This is a genomic window from Bacillus sp. FSL W8-0629 (assembly GCF_038593225.1).
GTDB classification, from domain to species: domain Bacteria; phylum Bacillota; class Bacilli; order Bacillales; family Bacillaceae; genus Bacillus; species Bacillus altitudinis.
Genome location: NZ_CP151975.1, coordinates 2,627,422 through 2,650,694, shown reverse-complemented (window position 1 = coordinate 2,650,694; position 23,273 = coordinate 2,627,422). Strand labels below are relative to the sequence as shown.

The 23,273-nt window shown below is 41.6% G+C and carries 17 protein-coding genes; 16 read left to right on the top strand and 1 reads right to left on the bottom strand.

Annotated elements, in window-relative coordinates:
• The first annotated feature begins 24 nt into the window (after positions 1–24).
• From dnaE to NSQ17_RS13665, 7 genes are all read left to right on the top strand, one after another.
• Positions 25–3,360, top strand: coding sequence for a DNA polymerase III subunit alpha (gene dnaE, locus NSQ17_RS13695; RefSeq protein ID WP_274660675.1), 3,336 nt, complete (start codon positions 25–27; stop codon positions 3,358–3,360).
• A gap of 141 nt (positions 3,361–3,501) precedes the next feature.
• The gene (locus tag NSQ17_RS13690; RefSeq protein ID WP_007501712.1) at positions 3,502–4,734 is read left to right on the top strand and encodes a malic enzyme-like NAD(P)-binding protein; all 1,233 of its coding nucleotides are present in this window, start codon (positions 3,502–3,504) and stop codon (positions 4,732–4,734) included.
• 305 nt (positions 4,735–5,039) lie between these two features.
• Entirely contained in the window at positions 5,040–5,915 is an 876-nt protein-coding gene (gene accD / locus NSQ17_RS13685) for an acetyl-CoA carboxylase, carboxyltransferase subunit beta (RefSeq protein ID WP_008346077.1), read from the top strand.
• Complete coding sequence (accA, locus tag NSQ17_RS13680; protein WP_008346075.1) at positions 5,900–6,877, top strand: acetyl-CoA carboxylase carboxyl transferase subunit alpha; 978 nt, start codon at positions 5,900–5,902, stop codon at positions 6,875–6,877. The genes accD and accA overlap by 16 nt, the downstream gene beginning before the upstream one ends.
• A 339-nt stretch (positions 6,878–7,216) precedes the next feature.
• Entirely contained in the window at positions 7,217–8,176 is a 960-nt protein-coding gene (gene pfkA, locus NSQ17_RS13675) for a 6-phosphofructokinase (protein WP_017358271.1), read from the top strand.
• A gap of 27 nt (positions 8,177–8,203) precedes the next feature.
• Positions 8,204–9,964, top strand: coding sequence for a pyruvate kinase (gene pyk, locus NSQ17_RS13670; protein WP_024718661.1), 1,761 nt, complete (start codon positions 8,204–8,206; stop codon positions 9,962–9,964).
• Between the two features lie 99 nt (positions 9,965–10,063).
• The gene (locus tag NSQ17_RS13665; protein WP_061419875.1) at positions 10,064–10,453 is read left to right on the top strand and encodes an FxsA family protein; all 390 of its coding nucleotides are present in this window, start codon (positions 10,064–10,066) and stop codon (positions 10,451–10,453) included.
• 24 nt (positions 10,454–10,477) lie between these two features.
• Here the strand turns inward: NSQ17_RS13665 and ytvI are convergent, their stop codons facing one another.
• A complete protein-coding gene (ytvI, locus tag NSQ17_RS13660; protein WP_024718659.1) occupies positions 10,478–11,596 on the bottom strand; it encodes a sporulation integral membrane protein YtvI in 1,119 nt (372 codons plus the stop codon).
• 100 nt (positions 11,597–11,696) lie between these two features.
• Here ytvI and NSQ17_RS13655 point away from each other — a divergent pair, with 100 nt between their 5' ends.
• From NSQ17_RS13655 to ytaF, 9 genes are all read left to right on the top strand, one after another.
• Positions 11,697–12,161 carry a DUF441 domain-containing protein gene (locus NSQ17_RS13655; protein WP_007501699.1) on the top strand — a complete coding sequence of 155 codons (465 nt, stop codon included), beginning with the start codon at positions 11,697–11,699 and terminating at the stop codon, positions 12,159–12,161.
• Between the two features lie 374 nt (positions 12,162–12,535).
• Entirely contained in the window at positions 12,536–13,654 is a 1,119-nt protein-coding gene (citZ, locus tag NSQ17_RS13650) for a citrate synthase (RefSeq protein WP_160757459.1), read from the top strand.
• 146 nt (positions 13,655–13,800) lie between these two features.
• A complete protein-coding gene (gene icd / locus NSQ17_RS13645) occupies positions 13,801–15,072 on the top strand; it encodes an NADP-dependent isocitrate dehydrogenase (protein ID WP_024424789.1) in 1,272 nt (423 codons plus the stop codon).
• Positions 15,073–15,106: 34 nt separating this feature from the next.
• On the top strand, positions 15,107–16,045 hold the full coding sequence (gene mdh, locus NSQ17_RS13640; protein ID WP_007501693.1) for a malate dehydrogenase: 939 nt from the start codon (positions 15,107–15,109) through the stop codon (positions 16,043–16,045).
• Positions 16,046–16,232: 187 nt separating this feature from the next.
• A complete protein-coding gene (locus NSQ17_RS13635) occupies positions 16,233–16,961 on the top strand; it encodes a response regulator transcription factor (protein WP_007501691.1) in 729 nt (242 codons plus the stop codon).
• Positions 16,954–18,696 (top strand): ATP-binding protein, encoded by a 1,743-nt coding sequence (locus NSQ17_RS13630; protein WP_017358268.1) that lies wholly within the window; start codon positions 16,954–16,956, stop codon positions 18,694–18,696. Before NSQ17_RS13635 ends, NSQ17_RS13630 begins: the two co-directional genes overlap by 8 nt.
• Before the next feature lie 254 nt (positions 18,697–18,950).
• Complete coding sequence (polA, locus tag NSQ17_RS13625) at positions 18,951–21,590, top strand: DNA polymerase I (RefSeq protein ID WP_342467523.1); 2,640 nt, start codon at positions 18,951–18,953, stop codon at positions 21,588–21,590.
• 30 nt (positions 21,591–21,620) lie between these two features.
• Positions 21,621–22,454, top strand: coding sequence for a DNA-formamidopyrimidine glycosylase (gene mutM / locus NSQ17_RS13620; protein WP_342467522.1), 834 nt, complete (start codon positions 21,621–21,623; stop codon positions 22,452–22,454).
• A 174-nt stretch (positions 22,455–22,628) separates the two neighbouring features.
• Positions 22,629–23,261 (top strand): sporulation membrane protein YtaF, encoded by a 633-nt coding sequence (gene ytaF / locus NSQ17_RS13615; RefSeq protein ID WP_007501684.1) that lies wholly within the window; start codon positions 22,629–22,631, stop codon positions 23,259–23,261.
• The last annotated feature ends 12 nt before the right edge of the window (positions 23,262–23,273 follow it).

Sequence of the window (23,273 nt, the reverse complement as noted above, 5' to 3'; positions counted from 1 at the left end):
TTAGACGAAAGGAGTGGATTAAGCATGTCCTATGTTCATCTTCAGGTTCACAGTGGATACAGCTTGTTGAGCAGTGCAGCGAAGGTCAAGGAGCTCGTATTAAAGGCGAAAGAACTTGGCTATCAAGCGCTCGCTCTTACCGATGACCATGTGATGTATGGAACGGTTGAATTTTATAAGGAATGTAAAACACATGGCATCAAACCGATTATCGGTTTAACAGCTTCTGTCTTCATAGATGAACAAGAGACAGAGGCTTATCCTTTGATCCTCCTTGCCAAAAACAATGAAGGCTATCAAAACTTGATCAAAATTAGCAGTGTCTTGAAATCAAAGTCAAAAACCGGCCTGAAAGAGAAATGGCTGAAAGCCTATCATCATGGCCTTATTGCCATCACACCAGGCGTATCCGGCTATATTGAAACGCTGCTGCAACATGATCAGCTAGATGAAGCAAGGGATGCAGCCAGCCATTTAAAAGATCTTTTTGGTGAGGAACATGTGTATTTAGCCGTTCAGCCGTTTCAGCAGGACGAAGAGCTGTCTCATAAGCTCAGGGAACTCTCAAAAAGGGCGAACATCCCGCTTGTGGCAACAGGTGACGTCCACTATATCCATCAAGAGGACAAAACCGCATATACATGTTTAAAAGCCATTAAAGCAGGCCAGCAGTTATCAGAAATTGAGGAAGACCAAGGAGACAAGCATTTCAGATCGATCGAAGAAATGATGAAGTGGTATGGTGATGATCCAGAATTGCTGGCAAGAACGGTTGAGATTGCAAACCGCTGCGAGGTCGATTTAAATCTTGGCCAGACGAAACTGCCAACCTATCCGACGCCTGATCAATCAACAGCTGATCAATTTTTACGAAGAGTGTGCCAAGAAGGCATGAAACGAAGACAGATTGCTTCAAATGACACATACATCAAAAGGCTTGAGTATGAGCTGAGCATCATTCAAAAAATGAATTTCAGTGATTATTTCCTCATTGTGTGGGATTTTATGAAGTATGCTCATGATCATGGCATTGTCACAGGTCCTGGCCGGGGATCAGCAGCAGGCTCTTTAGTTGCGTATGTTCTGTTTATTACAGATGTCGATCCGATCCGTCACGGGCTTTTATTTGAGCGTTTTTTAAATCCTGAACGCATCAGCATGCCAGATATAGATATCGATTTTCCTGACACGAGAAGAGATGAAATCATTTCATATGTAAAAGACAAATATGGGGATATGCATGTGGCGCAAATTGTCACGTTTGGAACACTTGCCGCAAAGGCAGCTTTAAGAGATGTCGGACGTGTGATGGGAATTGATTCAAAAGCAGCAGACCGCCTTGCAAAGCTCATCCCATCAAAGCCAGGGACGACACTGAAAGAAGCGGTGACAGTCTCCTCAGAATTAAAAACACTGCTCCAGCAATCTGAAGAGCTGCAAAGAGTGTTTCAAACCGCTTTAAAGGTAGAAGGATTACCAAGACATACGTCAACACATGCAGCCGGCGTTGTCCTAAGTGAGGAGCCGCTCACACAAGTCGTGCCTATTCAAGAAGGGCATGATGGAGTGTATTTGACGCAATATGCGATGAATTATTTAGAAGATCTCGGTCTTTTAAAAATGGATTTTTTAGGTTTGAGAAACTTAACATTAATTGAATCCATTAAAAACCAGATTGAAAGACAGGAAAACGTCCACATTAACTTTAGTGACATTTCATATGAAGATCAGAAAACGTTTGATTTGTTATCAGCGGGAGATACAACGGGGATTTTCCAGCTCGAATCACAAGGTATGCGTCAGGTGCTGAGACGACTGAAACCTTCTAGTCTAGAAGATATCGTGGCTGTCAATGCCTTATACCGCCCGGGTCCGATGGAGAATATCCCGCTCTTTATCGACCGAAAGCATGGCAGAGTGAAAGTCTCCTACCCGCATCCAGATTTGTATGACATCTTAAAGGATACATATGGGGTCATCGTCTATCAGGAGCAAATCATGCTGATTGCAGCAAAGATGGCAGGCTTTAAGCTGGGCGAGGCCGATCTACTAAGAAGAGCCGTTTCAAAGAAAGATAAAAAGGTGCTTGATGAAGAGCGAAGCCATTTTGTTGAAGGATGCCTAAAAAAGGAGTATCCTGTTAACATTGCAAATGACGTTTATGACCTAATCGTCAAATTTGCAAACTATGGTTTTAATAGAAGCCATGCTGTTGCATATAGCATGATCGGCTTTCAGCTTGCTTATTTAAAAGCGCATTATCCGTTATATTTTATGTGCGGTCTTTTAACGAGTGTGATTGGAAATGAAGACAAAGTGGCTCAATATTTCTATGAGGCAAAGGAAAAAGGGATATCTGTGTTGAAGCCTTCTATTAATAAGAGCGAATTTCCATTCACGGTTGAAAAAGGGGAGATCCGCTACAGCTTAAGAGCCATCAAAAATGTCGGAGTGTCAGCTGTAAAGGATATATACAGAGCAAGACAGGAAAGGCCATTTGAAGATTTATTTGATTTTTGCGCAAGGGTATCAACAAAGAGTGTCAACCGAAAAACGATTGAAGCCCTCATTTTCTCAGGGGCAATGGATGAGCTTCATCCAAATCGTGCTTCGTTATTAGCATCGATAGATATTGCGTTAGACCATGTGTCATTTTTAACACCTGAGGATCAACTGGACTTTCTTGGGGATACAACGTTCTCCATTAAGCCAAAATATGCGGAGATAGACGAACTGCCGCTTGTTGATCTCCTGCAATTTGAAAAAGAGGCACTCGGGTTATATTTATCAAATCACCCTGTGCAAGCGTATCGAGATCGCTTAAGAGAGAATGGTGCGGTGGAAATCATCAGACTTTCTTCCTATATAAAGCGAAAGATCTCAATGGGTGGTCTTTTGACAAAGGTGAAATCGATTCGGACAAAAAATGGACAATCGATGGCATTTGTCACATTCGGGGATGAAACGGGAGAAATGGAAGGTGTCGTCTTTCCAGAGCAATTTAGAAAGCTGTCCCCCTTACTTGAGGAGGGCGCAATGCTTTATGTTGAAGGCAGAATAGATGTCAGAAATGAGAGCAGTCAAATCATCGTACAAGAAGCTGTTCTACTGGAAGAGATGGGCTCTAAAAGAAAAGAATCTGTCTACATTCGAGTCAAAGAAGAGAACCATACGCAGGAGCTGCTAGAACAAGTGAAGCGAGTAATCTCCATGCACAGGGGAGAAGCAGATGTCTATTTGTATTATGAAAAGCAAAAAAAGACGATGAGACTTCCAGATGCATACAAAGTTCATGCAGATCATGCGGTCATTTTCCAGTTAAAAGAGCTGCTAGGTGAACAAAACGTTGTGATTAAATGATGACAAATCGTCTGAATATGTTTTACAATTTCACCTATTGTGTTATCATTTTAAAGATTCTGTGTATTTAAACTGCCAAGTATGTGCTTATCAACTTAGCAATTCATTAAATCATTTTCCACTTGAAGGAGTGTTCATCACATGTCATTAAGAGAAGAAGCATTACATATGCACAAAGAGAATCAAGGCAAACTCGAATCAAAATCAAAGGTACAAGTGAAAAATGCGAAAGACTTGAGCTTGGCTTACTCACCAGGTGTGGCAGAGCCATGTAAAGATATTTATGACGACACAAGCAAAGTGTATGATTATACAATGAAAGGCAATATGGTCGCTGTTGTCACAGACGGAAGTGCTGTGTTAGGGCTTGGAAACATTGGGGCAGAAGCATCTCTTCCAGTAATGGAAGGAAAAGCTGTCTTATTCAAAAGCTTTGCAGGTGTTGATGCATTCCCAATCGCACTTGCAACAAACGATGTAGACAAAATCGTTGAAACAGTGAAGCTTCTTGAGCCGACGTTTGGCGGCGTGAACCTTGAAGATATTGCAGCACCAAACTGCTTTATCATTGAAGAGCGTTTGAAAAAAGAGACAAACATTCCTGTTTTCCACGATGATCAGCACGGGACAGCGATTGTAACAGTGGCAGGACTTGTGAATGCACTGAAGCTGTCTGGAAAATCAATGTCTTCAATTAAAGTGGTTGCAAACGGCGCTGGAGCAGCAGGAATTGCGATTATCAAACTTCTTTATCATTTCGGTGTACGTGATATCATCATGTGTGATACAAAAGGCGCTATTTATGAAGGCCGTCCGAATGGTATGAATGCAGTGAAAAATGAAGTAGCTAAATTCACGAACCAAGATCGTAAAGAAGGTTCTTTAGAAGAAGTGATTGAAGGCGCAGATGTCTTTATCGGCGTTTCAGTAGCAGGTGCTTTAACTAAAGAAATGGTTGGAAAAATGGCAAAAGATCCTGTCATCTTCGCAATGGCGAATCCAAACCCAGAGATCATGCCAGAAGATGCACATGCAGCAGGTGCAAGTGTTGTAGGAACTGGCCGTTCTGACTTCCCGAACCAAGTGAACAACGTCCTTGCATTCCCTGGTATTTTCCGTGGAGCGCTTGATGTACGTGCGACACACATTAACGAAGAAATGAAAATTGCAGCTGTTGAAGCAATTGCTTCCCTTGTATCAGATGAAGAATTGTCAGCGGAATACGTTATCCCTGCACCATTTGATGCACGAGTAGCGCCAGCAGTAGCCAAAGCAGTGGCAAAAGCAGCAATGGAAACGGGCGTTTCAAGAATTAAAGTAGACCCAGAAGCTGTTGCAGAAAAAACAAGAAAATTAACGATTATCGGCGAGTAATCGAAATGGAAAAGTGTGCACGTTCTTTCTAAATTTGGAGGAAAAACGTGCACCATTTCCTCTCTTACACGAAATTTTTTTCATCCTAAATGAGATTTTTTTGTAGACGTTCACAATTCACATATACCAACTACTCAGCGCCCCAAACCTATACTCATTTCTCATCAATTCCCCACTGAAAAAATTGAATGAAGGATGACAGCGTTTGACAAAAAAAGTACAATAGTTTCGGTACAGTTATGACATGTCCTATAATAGTGGATGTGCGTGTAAAGAAAAAACCCTTCAAAAAGGGAGGTAGTCATTTGTCAATCAAGAATATTTTCAGTAAAAAGAAAAAATATGCATCTGTACCCTCTGAACAGGCAAGTCAAGATGTGCCTGAAGGCATCATGACCAAATGTCCGCAATGTAAAAAAATAATGCTCACCAAAGAACTAGATAAAAATTTACGTGTTTGCATGAATTGCGGCAGACATTTGCAAATGAATGCAAAACAACGTATTGAAAGCCTTGTAGACGAAGGCACATTTGAAGAATTTAACGGTCACCTCATTTCTGAGAACCCGCTCGGTTTCCCAGGCTACGAAGAAAAGCTTCAGAAAGACAGAGAAAAAACATCTTTGAATGAAGCCATCGTAACAGGAAAAGGTGAAATTAAAGGTCAAAGTGCTGTCATTGCTGTCATGGATGCCACGTTCCGTATGGGCAGCATGGGCTCAGTCGTTGGTGAAAAGATTACATTAGCTATTGAGAAAGCAAAAGCGGACAAGGTGCCATTTATCATCTTCACTGCATCTGGAGGAGCAAGAATGCAAGAGGGGATTCTTAGTCTGATGCAGATGGCAAAAACAAGTTCAGCATTAAAGCTGTTCAGCGAGGATCAAGGTCTGATTATCTCTGTGATGACCAATCCGACAACTGGCGGTGTATCAGCTAGTTTCGCGTCTCTCGGTGATTACAACTTTGCAGAGCCTGGTGCATTAATTGGTTTTGCTGGTCGCAGAATCATTGAACAAACCATTCGTGAAGACCTACCAGAGGACTTCCAAACGGCTGAATTTTTAATGAAGCATGGTCAGTTAGATGCTGTGATTCACCGTGCAGAAATGAAAGAAACATTAGGCCAAATCTTAGCATTACACAGCACAGGAGGTGAACGAGAGTGGCTGGAGAACTAGAATTTGAAAAACCTGTCATTGAACTTCGAGCGAAAATTGATGAATTGAAAAAGTTCACACAAAACTCAGAGATGGATTTAAGTGCGGAAATTGAGCGCCTTGAAACGCGTCTGAGTAAGCTTGAAACAGACATTTATACAAATTTAAAGCCGTGGGACAGAGTACAAATTGCTCGTCATGCGATGCGCCCAACAACTCTCGATTACATTCAAGAGCTGTTTGATAACTTTTTCGAATGTCACGGTGACCGTTTTTATGGCGACGATGAAGCCATCGTTGGAGGAATTGCTACGTTTAAAGGACTTCCTGTCACAGTCATTGGTCATCAGCGAGGAAAAGACACAAAAGAAAACTTGCGCCGTAATTTCGGGATGCCGCATCCAGAAGGTTACCGTAAAGCATTGCGCTTGATGAAACAAGCAGATAAATTTAATCGTCCAATCATTTGCTTTATTGATACAAAAGGAGCTTATCCTGGTAAAGCAGCTGAAGAACGCGGGCAAAGTGAAGCAATTGCGAAAAACCTTTTCGAAATGGCAGGACTTCGTGTACCGGTTGTCTGTATTGTCATTGGAGAAGGCGGAAGTGGCGGAGCACTAGGCTTAGGCGTAGGAAACCACCTATTTATGCTAGAGAACTCAACATATTCAGTGATTTCACCTGAAGGTGCAGCAGCACTGCTCTGGAAGGACTCATCACTTGCGAAAAAAGCTGCAGAATCAATGAAAATTACTGCTCCAGACCTAAAAGAATTAGATATTATAGATGATGTTATTAAAGAAGTGCAAGGTGGAGCACACCGAGACGTGAAACAACAAGCAGCCTACATTGAAAAAACATTAAAACAGTCACTTACATCTTTGCTCAAACAATCGCCTGAAGAATTAGTCGAACAAAGATATCAAAAATACAAAGCAATCGGCAAAGTATCGATTGAAAATCAATATATTGGGGTAAACTAAATAAACGTACAGCCTTTTGGCTGGCGTTTATTTTTTTCGTCTTTTTTCATCAAAACGATCTGATGTAAGCGCTATTTGAAAATAATTTTCTTTTGTTTTCATAAAATTTGAAACGTCTGAAAACGTTGATTTGACAAGGTTTAGAGCAATTGAATCAACTGTTTTTTGAACAAAGTGCTTTCATGACTTTCTTAACTTTTGTTTAAAAACATTTTATTTAATTGTATAATAAGTACGGTTTTAGAAATTCGTATTGAAAACATCCGGTTTTGCTCATGATTGTTTTCAAGCAGTGGAAATGGTATGTTTAATTCATATATGGTCTCTGAGGTGAAAAAGATGAAGCGTATAGGAGTTTTAACGAGCGGTGGGGATTCCCCAGGAATGAATGCAGCTGTGCGCGCAGTTGTAAGGAAAGCAATTTACCATAATGTAGAAGTTTACGGTATTTATAATGGATATTCAGGTCTAATTAACGGTAAAATTGAGAAACTCGAAATAGGTTCAGTAGGCGATATCATTCATCGTGGAGGAACAAAACTTTACACGGCAAGATGTCCTGAATTCAAGACAGTTGAAGGTCGTGAAAAAGGGATTGAGAACTTAAAAAAATTCGGTATTGAAGGACTTGTTGTCATCGGTGGAGATGGCTCATTCATGGGAGCGAAGAAATTAACAGAGCTCGGTTTTCCATGTGTAGGTGTCCCTGGCACGATTGACAATGACATTCCTGGTACTGATTTCACTATTGGCTTTGATACAGCACTAAATACAGTCATTGATGCCATTGATAAAATTCGTGATACAGCCACATCTCATGAACGTACATACGTAGTGGAAGTAATGGGAAGACATGCAGGTGATATTGCCCTTTGGTCAGGTCTTGCAGGCGGAGCTGAATCGATTTTGATTCCTGAAGCAGACTATGACATGGACGAAATTATTGCCAGATTGAGAAGAGGACATGAGCGCGGCAAGAAGCACAGTATCATCATCGTCGCAGAAGGCGTAGGCAGCGGTGTCGAATTTGGTAAGAGAATTGAAGAGGAGACAAGCCTTGAAACGCGTGTATCTGTCTTAGGACATATTCAACGTGGAGGTTCTCCAAGTGCGTTTGACCGAGTGCTCGCAAGTCGCCTAGGAGCGTATGCAGTAGAACTTCTTCTTGAAGGAAGAGGCGGACGCTGTGTAGGTATTCAAAGCAACGAACTCGTTCATCACGATATTTTAGACATCTTAGATAAAAAGCATACAGTCGATCAAAATATGTACCGACTTTCACAAGAGCTCTCTATATAAAACGAGAAGACCTTAGGAGGAACAGTAATGAGAAAGACAAAAATCGTTTGTACAATCGGTCCAGCAAGTGAAAGCATTGAAAAGCTGACTGAATTGATTGAAGCAGGAATGAATGTAGCCAGACTAAACTTCTCTCATGGAGATTTTGAAGAGCATGGTGCACGTATTGAAAACATTCGCAAAGCAGGTAAAACTTTAGGCAAGGACATTGCGATCCTTCTTGATACAAAAGGTCCAGAGATTCGTACACGCACAGTTGAAAACGGCTCAATTGAGTTAGTTGCTGGTGCTGATCTTATCGTGAGTATGGAAGACATTGTGGGAAACACTGAAAAAATCAGTGTGACGTACGAAGATTTAATTCATGATGTAGAAGTGGGCTCAACCATCTTATTAGATGATGGTCTGATTGGTCTAGAAGTAAAAGAGTTAAATAAGGACCGAAAAGAAATCGTCACAAAAGTAATGAATACAGGCACACTGAAAAACAAAAAAGGTGTCAACGTACCAGGTGTGAGTGTGAACTTGCCGGGTATTACAGAAAAGGATGCCAATGATATTCTGTTTGGAATTGAACAAGGTGTCGATTTCATCGCAGCTTCTTTTGTGAGACGAGCTTCTGATGTTCTTGAAATTCGTGAGCTACTTGAAAAGAACAACGCAGCTGACATTCAAATCATTCCGAAGATTGAAAACCAAGAGGGCGTTGATAACATCGATGAAATCCTTGAGGTATCAGATGGACTGATGGTCGCGCGTGGAGATCTTGGTGTAGAGATTCCGGCAGAAGAAGTACCACTTGTTCAAAAAATGCTGATCAAAAAATGCAACCGTTTAGGCAAGCCTGTCATCACAGCAACTCAAATGCTGGATAGCATGCAGCGTAACCCGCGTCCAACTCGTGCGGAAGCAAGTGACGTGGCAAATGCTATTTTTGACGGTACAGATGCGATCATGCTATCTGGTGAAACAGCAGCAGGAACATATCCAGTTGAAGCTGTGCAAACGATGCACAACATTGCCTCACGTTCAGAGGAAGCACTTAACTATAAAGCAATCCTTTCTCGCAGAAGCGAAGAAGTAGAGGTCAGCATTACAGATGCGATCGGTCAATCTGTTGCGCACACAGCTATGAAGCTTGATGTGGCAGCGATTGTGACACCTACTGAGAGTGGTCATACAGCAAGAATGATTTCAAAATATAGACCTAAAGCACCAATCGTTGCAGTCACAGCAAACGAATCAGTAGCAAGAAAGCTATCTCTCGTATTCGGTGTATTTGCGAAGAGTGGATCAAATACGTCATCTACTGATGAAATGCTAGAGAATGCAGTAGAAAAATCTATTGAATCTGGCTATGTAAGACATGGCGACTTGATTGTCATTACAGCTGGTGTGCCGGTTGGAGAAGCTGGTACAACGAACTTAATGAAAGTGTATGTTGTCGGTGACATCATTGCGAAGGGTCAAGGAATTGGCCGCAAATCTGCATTTGGACCGGTTGTTATTGCACAAAGCGGAAAAGAAGCAGAGGAAAAAATGTACGATGGTGCGATTCTTGTCGCAAACTGCACAGATCGTGATATGATGGGTGCTTTAGAAAAAGCGTCTGCCCTTATCACGGAAGAAGGCGGTCTAACAAGCCATGCAGCAGTCGTTGGACTTAGTCTTGGAATTCCAGTCATTGTCGGTCTTGACAGTGCCACAACACTTCTAAAAGAAGGCGAAGAGATTACAGTAGATCCAGCACGCGGAGCGATCTACAAAGGCCGTGCAAGCGTCCTTTAAATCACACACGAGGGGAGTTATCTGACTCCTCTCTTTTTTTATGTTACACTAAAAAAAGTAAACAGCTTTCGATGAAAGAGACCCCATGAGGTGATATGGTTGAAAAAATATTTTCTACTATTATTGATTCTGTTCCCAGCAGTGGAAATTAGTTTATTTTTAATCTCAAGTAACATCATTGGTATTTTACCAACGATGCTATTCATTGTGCTAACAAGCGCATTAGGTGCTTACTTTGCAAGAAAACAAGGAATAGAAGCATTTCAGAAAGTGCAGCGAGATTTACAGTATGGCAAAATGCCAGGGGCCACCATTGTCGATGGCTTCTGCATTCTGATCGGTGGTTTGCTGCTGCTCATACCTGGATTCCTTTCTGATCTGATTGGGGCTGTGCTGCTCATTCCCATGACAAGAAAACGGATCAAACCGCTCTTTGAGCGCTGGCTTAGAAACATGTCCAATCGCAAACGCTATACGATTATACGATAAAGAGACCTTCGCATCAGGTCTCTTTTATTTTTGCGCACCATACCGAATGTACTGATAAAGGTCTCTGAAAACCCCTGCATTACGAAACGCCTGCCAAACGACAAGAGAAGCGGGACCGAGTGCAAGTCCAAGAAAACCAAAGCATTTTAACCCGACAAACAGCGCCACAAGTGTTGCTAAAGGATTAAGACCGATTGATTTACTTAAGACTTTTGGCTCTGATATTTGTCTTTGAATGAGTACCACAATATACAAAATGCCTAGTCCAATGGCGAGTGAAAGATTTCCTGTCATGGCGGAGTAAATGATCCACGGAAGAAAAACGGTGCCACTCCCGATGTAAGGAAGTAAATCAACTAGACCAATACATAGAGCAATCACAATCGCATGCTCGACCTTTAAGATGAAAAGTCCAATCAGCACGATCCCAATGGTCATGGCAACAAGGAGAAGCTGGGCCTTCATAAAGCCAGAAATGGCTTTTTTGATTTCAGATAAAATGGCACGTGTATGAAGCATCCATTTGGCGGGAAAGATACGAGAACCATATTTTTTTAACGTAAACCAATCTTTTGTGATAAAAAAAGTCGCTAGTGCGGAAAATAAAAGCGTCGCTGCTGCGTCAGGCAAAAGACCTAAAAAAGCTGGAATGAATTCAAGAGTTTTTGAAAGGAAAGTCCCGATTTTTGCCGCTGCTTCGTCACCAAGTGCTTGGATTTGTCCTAAAATCGATTCCTTTTGACCTGCTTGAAGTGTATTAAATTGAGCAGTCAAATCATGATATAAAGGCAAAATCTGATCTGTGAAAAAACGTTCCACGATCCCAATCAGTTGATCAAGATGACCTGGCAGGACCTTTGCTAAATAAGCACTTCCTGAAATGATTTCCGCCACTAAAAGTGTCATGAATCCAGCTGCTGCCACTAAAAAGAGTAATAACACAATGATGACAACAAAACCTCTTGGCATCCCGGTCATGTTTTCGATTTTGCATACGGCTGGATGAATCAAACACGACACGGCAAATGCAATCCAAAATGGATATAAAAACGGAAAAGACTGATATAAAAAAACAACCGCACAAACGGCGATGCTGAAAATCATCAAACTTCGCAAAAAAATGCCCACATAAGTGTGATTCACACAATCCCCTCCAAAAAACAAGCATGTCCGATACTTCATTTTATTCAAAAAGATTAGTAATATGAAAAGGTCGCAATAAAAAGAAAGAAAGGAGCGGCGTATGTTTACTCAAGCAAATTTGTTTTTGGTTCTTTTACTCGTTATTGCACTTATTGCAAAAAACAATTCCTTAATTTTAGCGGTCTCTGTGCTGATTGCCATTAAGCTGATTGGCCTGGATCAAAAAATATTCCCGGTTCTGCAATCAAAAGGTATCAATTGGGGTGTGACGGTCATCACGATCGCTGTGCTTGTACCGATCGCAACAGGGGACATTGGATTTAAACAGCTTGGAGAAGCGATGAAATCTTCCTATGCTTGGATAGCTCTTGGAGCGGGTATATTAGTAGCATTAATTGCAAAAAACGGCATTGTGCTACTCGAAAACGATCCGCATATCACAGCAGCACTTGTATTCGGTACGATTTTGGCAGTTAGTTTATTCAAAGGTGTGGCTGTTGGCCCGCTGATTGGTGCTGGAATTGCCTATTTAGCGATGCAAGCAGTGAAATTTTTCAGCGGTTAAAAAGAGAGTGGCTCATGCCACTTTCTTTTGATTTTTTTCTGGCGTGAGCTTTTGCAAAAAAACATAATTAAATATATTAAAAGAAGCAAAATCCCTTTATTCCATGCCCGAACCGGAAGGCTGGAAAAAAAAATATCAAAAAAAATTATAGTTAAACATTTAACAAATGTCTGATTATTGTTTATAATGGGAATAGGCTTAATTTTGAACTCATTGATCAAACACGAGATATGAGGCTAAAAGCGCTCTAACCGTATAGGTAAATGTAAGCATTTTCTTTTCTAAACCTGCCAGCCTATTTTGGTTGGATAGCGCTTTCAAAAAGCGAGAATTTTGCAACGAAGGGGAATCTTTTTAAAAAGGGGAGATTGAACATGACAGCAACAAGAGGTCTTGAAGGTATCGTGGCAACAACTTCATCCGTAAGCTCAATTATTGATGATACTCTTACTTATGTAGGGTACAATATCGATGATTTAACTGAAAAAGCGACTTTCGAAGAAATTGTCTACCTGTTATGGCACTTAAAGCTGCCGAATGAGCATGAGCTAAGCGAGTTAAAGCAGCAGCTCAATGAAAATGCTCATATTCCGCAAGAGATCATTGAGCACTTTAAATCTTATTCGCTGGATGGGGTTCATCCAATGTCTGCGATTCGTACAGCGGTATCCTTATTAGGTTTACTTGATGACGAATCAGAGATTATGGACAAAGAAGCAAATTACAGAAAAGCCATTCGCTTACAAGCGAAAATTTCTGGACTTGTCGCTGCATTCTCACGTATTCGAAAGGGACTTGAGCCTGTACAGCCAAAAGAAGAATACAGCTATGCTGCAAACTTCTTATATATGCTAAACGGCGAAGAGCCTTCACCAGTAGAAATTGAAGCGATTGATAAAGCGCTCATTCTACATGCGGATCACGAATTAAACGCATCGACATTTACAGCACGTGTATGTGTTGCTACACTATCAGATATCTACTCTGGTGTAACAGCCGCTATCGGCGCATTGAAAGGACCACTTCATGGCGGCGCGAATGAAGGCGTAATGAAGATGCTCTCAGAAATTGGCGAAGTTGAAAACGTAGATTCCTATATTCATGGTAAGCTAGAGAAGAAAGAGAAAATTATGGGCTTTGGCCACCGCGTTTACCGCCAGGGTGACCCGCGTGCAAAACATTTAAAAGAAATGAGCCAGCGCTTAACAAATCTCACAGGCGAGCCAAAATGGTATGAAATGTCTGTACGCGCAGAGGAAATCGTGACATCAGAGAAAAATCTTCCACCAAATGTTGATTTTTATTCTGCTTCTGTCTATCACAGTCTTGGAATTGATCATGACTTGTTTACACCAATTTTCGTGATCAGCCGATTCTCTGGATGGATTGCTCACATTTTAGAGCAATATGACAACAACCGTCTGATCCGTCCAAGAGCTGACTATATTGGACCTGATCTTCAAACGTTTGTTCCGATCAGTGAAAGAGACTAATGTTTATAGAATAGCGGAGGCTGATCCATCTAAACCAATCAGCCTCCATATCAACAAAAAACGAATCACGTGAAAAACTTCTTGGCTTGCAGACATCAAGCTTGGAAGTTTCAAATATTCACTACATAACCTGGGAGGTAATATCATTGTCACAAGGCGAAAAAATTACAGTTACTGGCGGCGTATTGAATGTACCAAATAATCCAATTATCCCGTTTATCGAAGGGGACGGAATCGGTCCTGACATTTGGAAAGCAGCATCAAGAGTTCTTGAAGCAGCTGTAGAAAAAGCATATAAAGGTGAAAAGCAAATCACTTGGAAAGAAGTATATGCAGGTGAAAAAGCTTACAATAAAACTGGCGAGTGGCTTCCAGAGCAAACACTTGAAGACATTCGTGAATATTTAATCGCGATCAAAGGACCACTGACAACACCAATTGGCGGAGGAATCCGTTCATTGAACGTGGCACTAAGACAAGAGCTTGATTTATTCACATGCTTACGTCCAGTTCGCTGGTTCAAAGGTGTACCATCTCCTGTGAAACGTCCAGAAGACACAGACATGGTCATCTTCCGTGAAAACACTGAAGATATCTATGCAGGAATCGAGTATGCAAAAGGATCAGACGAAGTGAAGAAGTTAATCGACTTCTTGAAAAACGAATTAGGTGTGAATAAAATCCGTTTCCCAGAAACATCAGGTATCGGAATCAAACCAGTTTCTGAAGAAGGAACATCTCGTCTTGTCAGAGCAGCGATCCAATATGCGATTGACCAAGGCCGTAAATCTGTGACACTTGTTCACAAAGGAAACATCATGAAATTTACAGAAGGAGCCTTCAAAAACTGGGGCTACGAAGTGGCTGAAAAAGAGTTTGGCGACAAAGTCTTTACATGGGCACAATATGATCGTATTGTAGAACAAGATGGAAAAGATGCGGCAAACAAAGCGCAAAGTGAAGCAGAAGCTGCTGGCAAAATCATTGTCAAAGACAGCATTGCAGATATTTTCCTTCAACAAATTTTAACTCGTCCAGCTGAGTTCGATGTTGTCGCAACAATGAACTTAAACGGAGACTACATCTCTGATGCACTTGCAGCACAAGTTGGTGGAATTGGTATCGCACCTGGTGCAAATATCAACTACGAAACAGGACACGCTATTTTTGAAGCGACTCACGGAACAGCACCGAAATATGCTGGTCTTGATAAAGTGAATCCATCTTCTGTTCTTCTATCAGGCGTGCTTTTACTTGAGCACCTTGGATGGCAAGAAGCTGCTGATCTAGTGATTCAATCTGTTGAAAAAACAATTGCATCTAAAGTCGTCACGTACGATTTTGCTAGATTAATGGATGGTGCAACAGAAGTGAAATGTTCTGAGTTTGCTGACGAGCTCATCAAAAACTTGTCTTGATTCTTAAACTTTAAAGTTAAAGGGGAAAAAGGAAATGGCAAACAAGCGTAAAAAAGTATCTGTCATCGGAGCAGGCTTTACTGGAGCAACTACAGCATTTCTAACAGCTCAAAAAGAATTAGCGGATGTCGTATTAGTGGATATCCCTCAGCTTGAGAACCCGACAAAAGGGAAAGCACTTGACATGCTGGAAGCAAGCCCTGTTCAAGGCTTCGATGCGAATATTACAGGAACTTCTAACTACGAAGATACAGCCGGTTCTGATGTCGTGGTCATTACGGCAGGAATTGCAAGAAAGCCGGGAATGAGCCGTGACGACCTCGTGTCAACAAATGAAAAAATCATGCGCAGTGTGACACGTGAAATCGTTAAATATTCTCCAGAAGCGATCATTGTTGTGTTAACAAACCCTGTTGATGCAATGACATATGCAGTTTATAAAGAATCAGGATTACCAAAAGAAAAAGTCATCGGACAATCAGGAATTCTTGATACAGCACGTTTCCGTACGTTCGTTGCTCAAGAATTAAACCTATCTGTGAAAGATGTGACGGGCTTTGTTCTTGGCGGACATGGGGACGACATGGTTCCTCTTGTACGTTACTCTTATGCAGGCGGTATCCCGCTGGAAACATTAATTCCTAAAGAGCGAATTGATGCAATTGTTGAAAGAACAAGAAAAGGCGGCGGTGAAATCGTCAACCTATTAGGTAACGGTAGTGCGTATTATGCACCTGCTGCTTCACTCGTTGAAATGGTTGAGGCGATCTTAAAAGATCAACGCCGTGTCATGCCGACGATTGCATACCTTGAAGGTGAATATGGCTACGAAGGCATTTACCTTGGAGTTCCAACAATCGTAGGTGGAAACGGCCTTGAGCAGATCATCGAGCTTGAGCTGACAGAAGAAGAAAGAAGTCAGCTTGACCGTTCTGTTGAATCTGTAAAGAACGTCATGAAAGTATTGTCTTAATATGAATAAAAAAGAAGGCTTCTCGTATGAGGAGTCTTCTTTTTGTTTACAAAGCCAATCTTGTCGAAATTTTAAATTGTTCTCTTGTTAAGCTTTCGTTAAAATGAAAGAGAAAGCATGACTTCTCGCTTTTCACATAAGATACAAAAAACCGGATGCAGGGGAAATCACTAATTGGAGGCACAACATGAATAAAAAAATATTAGTTGTGGATGATGAAGAATCAATTGTAACACTTCTAAGCTATAACCTTGAAAGGGCGGGCTACGATGTCGTCACAGCAAGAGACGGAGAAGAAGCGCTTGAAAAAGCAGCAAGTGAACAGCCTGATCTGATTGTGCTTGATTTAATGCTTCCGAAAATGGACGGCATTGAAGTGTGCAAACAACTGAGAATTCAAAAAATGATGTTCCCTATTTTAATGCTGACAGCAAAGGACGATGAATTTGATAAGGTGCTCGGTCTTGAACTTGGAGCCGATGATTACATGACAAAACCTTTCAGTCCTAGAGAAGTGGGTGCTCGGGTAAAAGCCATTTTGAGAAGAGCACAGCAATCTCAGCCGGCTCCCGTGCAAGAAGAGAAGGAAGAGATCATTGCAGACCAAATCAAAATTGGAGACCTGCGCATTTTACCTGAACATTACGAAGTCTATTTCCAAGAAGAACGTCTAGAGCTCACGCCAAAGGAATTTGAACTGCTTCTTTATTTGGCTAAGCATAAAGGCCGTGTCCTGACGCGTGATCTATTGTTAAGTGCGGTTTGGAATTATGACTTTGCAGGTGATACTCGTATTGTGGATGTGCATATCAGCCACTTGCGGGACAAAATTGAAAAGAACACGAAAAAACCAACATATATTAAAACCATTCGAGGCTTAGGCTACAAATTGGAGGAGCCAAAGCCAAATGAGTAAAGTGAGAACCCGCCTTTTTTCTGGGCTCATTTTTCTCCTGTTTATTGTGTTTGTTGCGCTTGGTCTTTTCTTGGATCATATGTTTCATATTTTCTATGAAACAAAATTAACCGAACGAATGGAAAAGGAATCGAGTTTTCTCCTTTCTTCTATGAATGTTGAAGATTTGAATGCGGAGCAAAACAAGAAGATTCTCAATCAAGCAAAGCAGCATCTCGATATGAATGCGTCGATTGTGGACGTGAAGGGGAATATCATACATACAACGGGTCAAGCAGAACAAAGGGCTGTCATTTTAAACACACTGAAAAGTGAGCAGCTTCAAACAAAAGGAACGTTCATTGAGGATGAGAAGGATGCGCTGTTTCATTATGCAGTCCCAATGATGAAACAAAACGAACCGGCGGGATATTTATTTCTTCATGCTTCATTCCAGCCTTTGAATGAGATTGATGGTCAGCTCTGGCTTGCATTAGCCTTTTGTCTTGGTTCGGCCATCATTATCATCGTCTTTTTTGGCTATCGCATGTCGATGAAGTATGTAAAGCCGATTGATTATGCCACAAAGGTGGCCAAACAGCTTGAACGAGGGAACTATGATACAAATAACTATGAAGAGCTGATCATTGAAACAAGTGAACTCAATACATCAATGAAGCGTCTGGCAGAAAGTCTTCAAGACATGACAAGCGCTGGCGAAATGCAGCGAGATCGTCTGCAAACGGTCATTGAAAACATTGGAGCGGGGATTATTTTGATTGATAAAATGGGCTATATTCACTTAGTCAATCGAACATTCCGCAAGCAATTCAAAGTGCAAAAACATATTTACATGCACAAGCTGTATCATGAAGCCTTTACCCATGAAGAGATTATTGAGTTAATAGACGAAATTTTCATGACAGAAACCAAGGTCCGAAAGTTTTTACGTCTCGCTGTTGACATCGAGCGCCGTTATTTCCAAGTCGATGGTGTCCCGATCTTAAGTACAGACGATGAATGGAAAGGGATTGTTCTTGTCTTTCATGATGTGACAGAAACAAAGCAGCTAGAACAGATGCGAAAAGACTTTGTCGCTAACGTGTCACATGAATTAAAGACACCGATCACGTCAATTAAAGGCTTTTCTGAAACACTTCTGGATGGTGCCATTGACGATAAAGAAGCGCTGACACAATTTTTGTCCATCATCCTAAAAGAGAGTATTCGTTTAGAAACGCTCATCCAAGACTTACTTGATCTCTCGAAAATTGAACAGCAGCATTTTAAGCTGAATATTCAAGAAGCCAATGCGACAGAAATCATTCAAGAGATTGAAGTACTGCTAAAACAAAAGGCTGCTGAAAAAGGCATTGACCTACAAGTGCGTGTCCCGAAAGAGCCGGTCTATGTCATGGCAGATCCGCTGAGATTAAAACAAATTTTCCTCAACCTGATCAATAATGCCCTCACCTATACACCAGAGGGAGGAAGTGTCACGATCACAGCAAGACAGAGGAAAGACAGCTATGAATTTGATGTAGCAGATACAGGGATCGGTATGAAAAAGAGTGAGATTCCAAGAATATTCGAGAGGTTTTATCGAATTGATAAAGATAGAAGTAGAAACTCAGGCGGTACAGGGCTTGGTCTTGCCATTGTCAAACACCTTGTCGAAGCACATGAAGGAACGATTTCTGTTCATAGCAAACAAGGCAAAGGGACGACGTTTACCGTGAGTTTAAAGTCAAAATAGAGAAGAATGGAAAGTGGCGTTAAAATTTACATGATCTTTACAATGAATTCATGTTTTGTTAATCAATCATTGGTAGGATGAATAGGAACCCCTTCATCCAAGGAGCCAATTTTGGAAGGACGAAAACACTTGTTGTTTTCGTCCCTTTTTTATGCAGGCTCGTCTATTTTCTTTTCAAAATAAACTTTGATAAAATGAACATACAATGTGCGAAAGAGACGGCTGAGCCGGCTCAGTCGATGGAGGATTAAAAGATGACAGATCAAAAGAAATTAGTACTTGTGGATGGAAACAGTCTCGCTTATCGAGCCTTTTTTGCTTTGCCGCTATTATCCAATGATAAAGGCGTACATACAAATGCCATTTATGGCTTTGCGATGATCTTAATGAAGATGCTTGAAGACGAGAAGCCGACTCATATGCTCGTAGCATTTGATGCGGGTAAAACCACCTTCCGTCACGAGACCTTTAAGGAATATAAAGGCGGAAGACAAAAAACTCCGCCAGAACTATCAGAACAAATGCCGTTCATCCGTGAGCTATTAGATGCTTATCAAGTGAAAAGGTACGAGCTTCCGCAATACGAGGCGGATGACATTATCGGCACACTGGCTGTAGAGGCAGAAAAGGACGGCTTTGAGGTCAAAATCTTCTCAGGAGATAAAGACTTAACGCAGCTATCAACAGACCATACAACAGTAGCCATTACGAAAAAAGGCATCACAGAAGTAGAATATTACACACCGGCCCATATTGAAGAGAAATACGGCCTCAGACCAGATCAAATCATCGACATGAAAGGGCTGATGGGAGACTCATCAGACAATATCCCTGGCGTGCCTGGTGTCGGTGAAAAAACAGCGATTAAATTACTAAAGCAGTTTGAAACGGTTGAAAATCTGCTTGATCATATTGACGAAGTCAGCGGGAAAAAGCTAAAAGAAAAGCTTGAAGAATATAAAGAACAAGCGGTGATGAGTAAAAAGCTGGCGACGATTCTCGTAGAAGCACCAATAGATGTGTCAAGCAAAGAGCTCGCCTATGAAGGTCCTCACATGGAGCAGGTCATCTCGCTTTATAAAGAACTGGGCTTTCAAACGCTGCTAGAGCGTTTAGGAGAAGCGCCAGAATCAGATGAACCAGTAGAAATAGACGAACTAGACGTAAAGAAAATGACAGATGTCACGGAGGACATGCTGACAGATCACGCTGCACTTGTGGTAGAACAGCTAGGAGACAATTATCACGAAGCCGATTTGATAGGGTTTGCGATCCATAATGAGAACGGTGCATTTTTTATGACAAAAGAAGATGCTCTGCAATCTGAAGTGTTTAAACAATGGGTACAGGATGAAACGAAGAAGAAATGGGTCTTTGATTCCAAAAGAGCGGTTGTTGCGCTCAGATGGCATGATGTTGATCTAAAAGGTGTCGATAACGATGTCCTGCTCGCTTCCTATGTGGTCAATCCGCAGAAATCCTATGAGGACGTTGCAAGTGTGGCGAAGGAATATGGCCTGAATATTGCCCTTTCCGATGAAAAAGTTTACGGAAAAGGAGCGAAACAGGCGATTCCACCTGAAGAAGAGCTAAAAGACCATCTTGGAAGAAAAGCAGCAGCGATCTCTGCGCTGCATGATTTGACCCTTGAAGCGTTAGAAAAGAATGATCAGCATGAGCTGTATGAAGATTTAGAGTTGCCACTTGCCCTCATCTTAGGTGAAATGGAATCTCTTGGGGTAAAAGTGGATGTTGAACGTCTTCAGAAAATGGGTGAAGAACTCACGAAGAAGCTGAAGGAATATGAAGAAACCATTCATCGGTTAGCAGGAGAAACATTTAACATTAATTCACCGAAGCAACTTGGTGTGATTTTATTTGAAAAATTAGGATTGCCGGTTATCAAAAAGACCAAAACAGGCTACTCTACGTCTGCGGATGTCCTTGAAAAGCTTGAAGACAAGCACGAAATTATTCGGTCCATTCTGCATTACCGTCAAATAGGAAAGCTGCAATCCACTTATGTGGAAGGCTTAATGAAAGTGACACGCAAAGATACGCATAAAGTGCACACAAGATTTAATCAGGCACTTACACAAACAGGAAGACTAAGCTCAACAGACCCAAACCTTCAAAACATCCCGATTCGTTTAGAAGAAGGCCGGAAAATTCGTCAAGCGTTCGTTCCGTCAAAAGAAGGCTGGCTCATGTTTGCAGCTGACTATTCTCAAATTGAGCTGCGTGTACTCGCGCACATTTCTCAAGATGAGAACTTGATTGAAGCCTTTACGCAAGATATGGATATTCACACGAAAACAGCCATGGATGTGTTCCATGTCTCAGAAGAAGAAGTGACTTCCTCTATGAGAAGACAGGCAAAAGCTGTCAACTTCGGAATCGTATATGGAATTAGTGATTATGGACTGTCTCAAAACCTTGGGATTACAAGAAAAGAAGCAGCGGCCTTCATTGAACGTTATTTAACAAGCTTTAAAGGCGTGAAAACCTATATGGAGGACATCGTGCAGGAAGCAAAACAAAAAGGGTATGTGACCACGCTTCTTAAACGCAGACGATATATCCCAGATATCACAAGCCGTAATTTTAATGTGAAAAGCTTTGCGGAAAGAACGGCAATGAACACACCGATCCAAGGCAGTGCTGCCGATATCATCAAAAAAGCGATGATTGATATGGCGCGAAAGTTAAAAGAAGAGAATCTGCAGGCAAATCTGTTATTGCAAGTGCACGATGAACTGATCTTTGAAGCGCCAAAAGAAGAAATCGCCATATTAGAAAAAATCGTCCCTGAAGTCATGGAAAGCGCACTTCAGCTCGATGTGCCGCTAAAAGTCGATTTTGCTTCAGGCCCATCTTGGTACGACGCAAAATAAAGAATAAAGAGAGAAAAAGGAGCGAGGAGCATGCCGGAATTACCAGAGGTTGAGACCGTCCGGCGCACTCTTCAGCGGTTAGTCAAAGGAAAAACGATTGAAACGGTCGATATCAAATGGCCAAATATCATCAAACGTCCTGGGGAACCGGAAGAGTTCGCTAGAAGGATGGTAGGAGAAACCATTCAAACCATTGAAAGAAGAGGGAAGTTTCTACTCTTTCATTTAGACCACTATGTGATGGTCTCCCATTTAAGAATGGAAGGGAAATACCGTGTACATGAAACTGGTGAGCCTTATGATAAACATGTACACGTCGTCTTTACGTTCACAGATGGCACCGAACTTCGGTATCATGATGTCCGTAAATTTGGGACGATGCACCTATTTCAGCCAGGCGAAGAAGAAAAAGAACTTCCACTATCACAGCTGGGGTATGAACCTTTTTCAGATTCATTTACACCAGACTATTTATGGGAGCAATTAAAGAAAACCTCCCGCGTAGTCAAAACGGCTTTACTTGATCAAAAAATCGTGGTTGGCCTTGGTAATATTTATGTAGATGAAGTGCTGTTTAAATCAGGTATTCATCCAGAAACAAAAGCGAATCAGCTAAGTCTTGCATCTTGCAAGGTGCTCCACAAACATATTATTGACACGCTTCAAGTGGCTGTTGATGCAGGAGGTAGCACCATTCGCTCCTACATCAATTCACAAGGTGATATTGGGACTTTTCAATTACAGCTTCTTGTATATGACCGGCGGGGAGAACCTTGCCAGACGTGCGGCAGTATTATAGAGAAAACAGTGGTGGGAGGGCGCGGCACTCATTTTTGTGTGATCTGCCAAAAACGCCCTTCATAAAGGTAAGCCGTCAGCATGCTTCCTTTTTGCCATGCATACGATAAAAAACATTCTTTTTTCAGCAAGGTGTAGACTGACACACAGCCCACCTACTCTTCATATAGTGAAGAAGAGTCTAAGGACGCCTAGAGACTCTTGATCATCGTTGCATGAACAGAAAGGAAGAGTACAGGTATGATTTCGTTTTCGCTTCTGTTTTTAGCTATTGCCGTCAGCATTGACAGCTTTTCTGTAGGTTTTACGTATGGTCTTCGCAAGATGAGGATTCCATTTAAAGCCATCGTTATTATTGCTTGCTGTTCAGGAATTGTGTTGCTCATTTCCATGCTGATTGGCAGCCTGCTCACGACATTCCTCCCTGTCTCAGTGACAGATAAACTGGGTGGAGGCATTTTAATTGCCATCGGACTTTGGGTTCTGTATCAATTTTATAAACCAGCGAAAGAGCGTGATTTGCTCCTTCATGAAAAAACACTTCTCAATGTAGAAGTGCAGTCTCTTGGGCTTGTCATTCATATTTTACGAAAGCCTACAAGTGCAGATATTGACCGCTCTGGCACCATTAATGGAATGGAAGCGGTGCTTCTTGGAATTGCTTTATCCATCGATGCATTTGGTGCAGGGATTGGTGCCGCGATTCTTGGTTTTTCTCCAATTGTCATGAGCATCACGGTCGCTGTGATGAGTTCTCTTTTTGTATGCATCGGACTGCGTGCAGGTCATTATTTGGCCAATTGGCGCTGGATCGATAAACTCGCATGCTTACCAGGGCTGTTGCTCATTTTAATTGGGGTGTGGAAGCTGTAAAGGAGGAAACGA

Excerpts from the sequence above, each read along its gene's own strand:
- dnaE (WP_274660675.1), top strand. The coding sequence starts at position 25 with ATGTCCTATGTTCATCTTCAGGTTCACAGTGGATACAGCTTGTTGAGC.
- NSQ17_RS13690 (WP_007501712.1), top strand. The coding sequence starts at position 3,502 with ATGTCATTAAGAGAAGAAGCATTACATATGCACAAAGAGAATCAAGGC.
- pfkA (WP_017358271.1), top strand. The coding sequence starts at position 7,217 with ATGAAGCGTATAGGAGTTTTAACGAGCGGTGGGGATTCCCCAGGAATG.
- pyk (WP_024718661.1), top strand. The coding sequence starts at position 8,204 with ATGAGAAAGACAAAAATCGTTTGTACAATCGGTCCAGCAAGTGAAAGC.
- NSQ17_RS13655 (WP_007501699.1), top strand. The coding sequence starts at position 11,697 with ATGTTTACTCAAGCAAATTTGTTTTTGGTTCTTTTACTCGTTATTGCA.
- citZ (WP_160757459.1), top strand. The coding sequence starts at position 12,536 with ATGACAGCAACAAGAGGTCTTGAAGGTATCGTGGCAACAACTTCATCC.
- mdh (WP_007501693.1), top strand. The coding sequence starts at position 15,107 with ATGGCAAACAAGCGTAAAAAAGTATCTGTCATCGGAGCAGGCTTTACT.
- NSQ17_RS13635 (WP_007501691.1), top strand. The coding sequence starts at position 16,233 with ATGAATAAAAAAATATTAGTTGTGGATGATGAAGAATCAATTGTAACA.
- NSQ17_RS13630 (WP_017358268.1), top strand. The coding sequence starts at position 16,954 with ATGAGTAAAGTGAGAACCCGCCTTTTTTCTGGGCTCATTTTTCTCCTG.
- polA (WP_342467523.1), top strand. The coding sequence starts at position 18,951 with ATGACAGATCAAAAGAAATTAGTACTTGTGGATGGAAACAGTCTCGCT.
- mutM (WP_342467522.1), top strand. The coding sequence starts at position 21,621 with ATGCCGGAATTACCAGAGGTTGAGACCGTCCGGCGCACTCTTCAGCGG.
- ytaF (WP_007501684.1), top strand. The coding sequence starts at position 22,629 with ATGATTTCGTTTTCGCTTCTGTTTTTAGCTATTGCCGTCAGCATTGAC.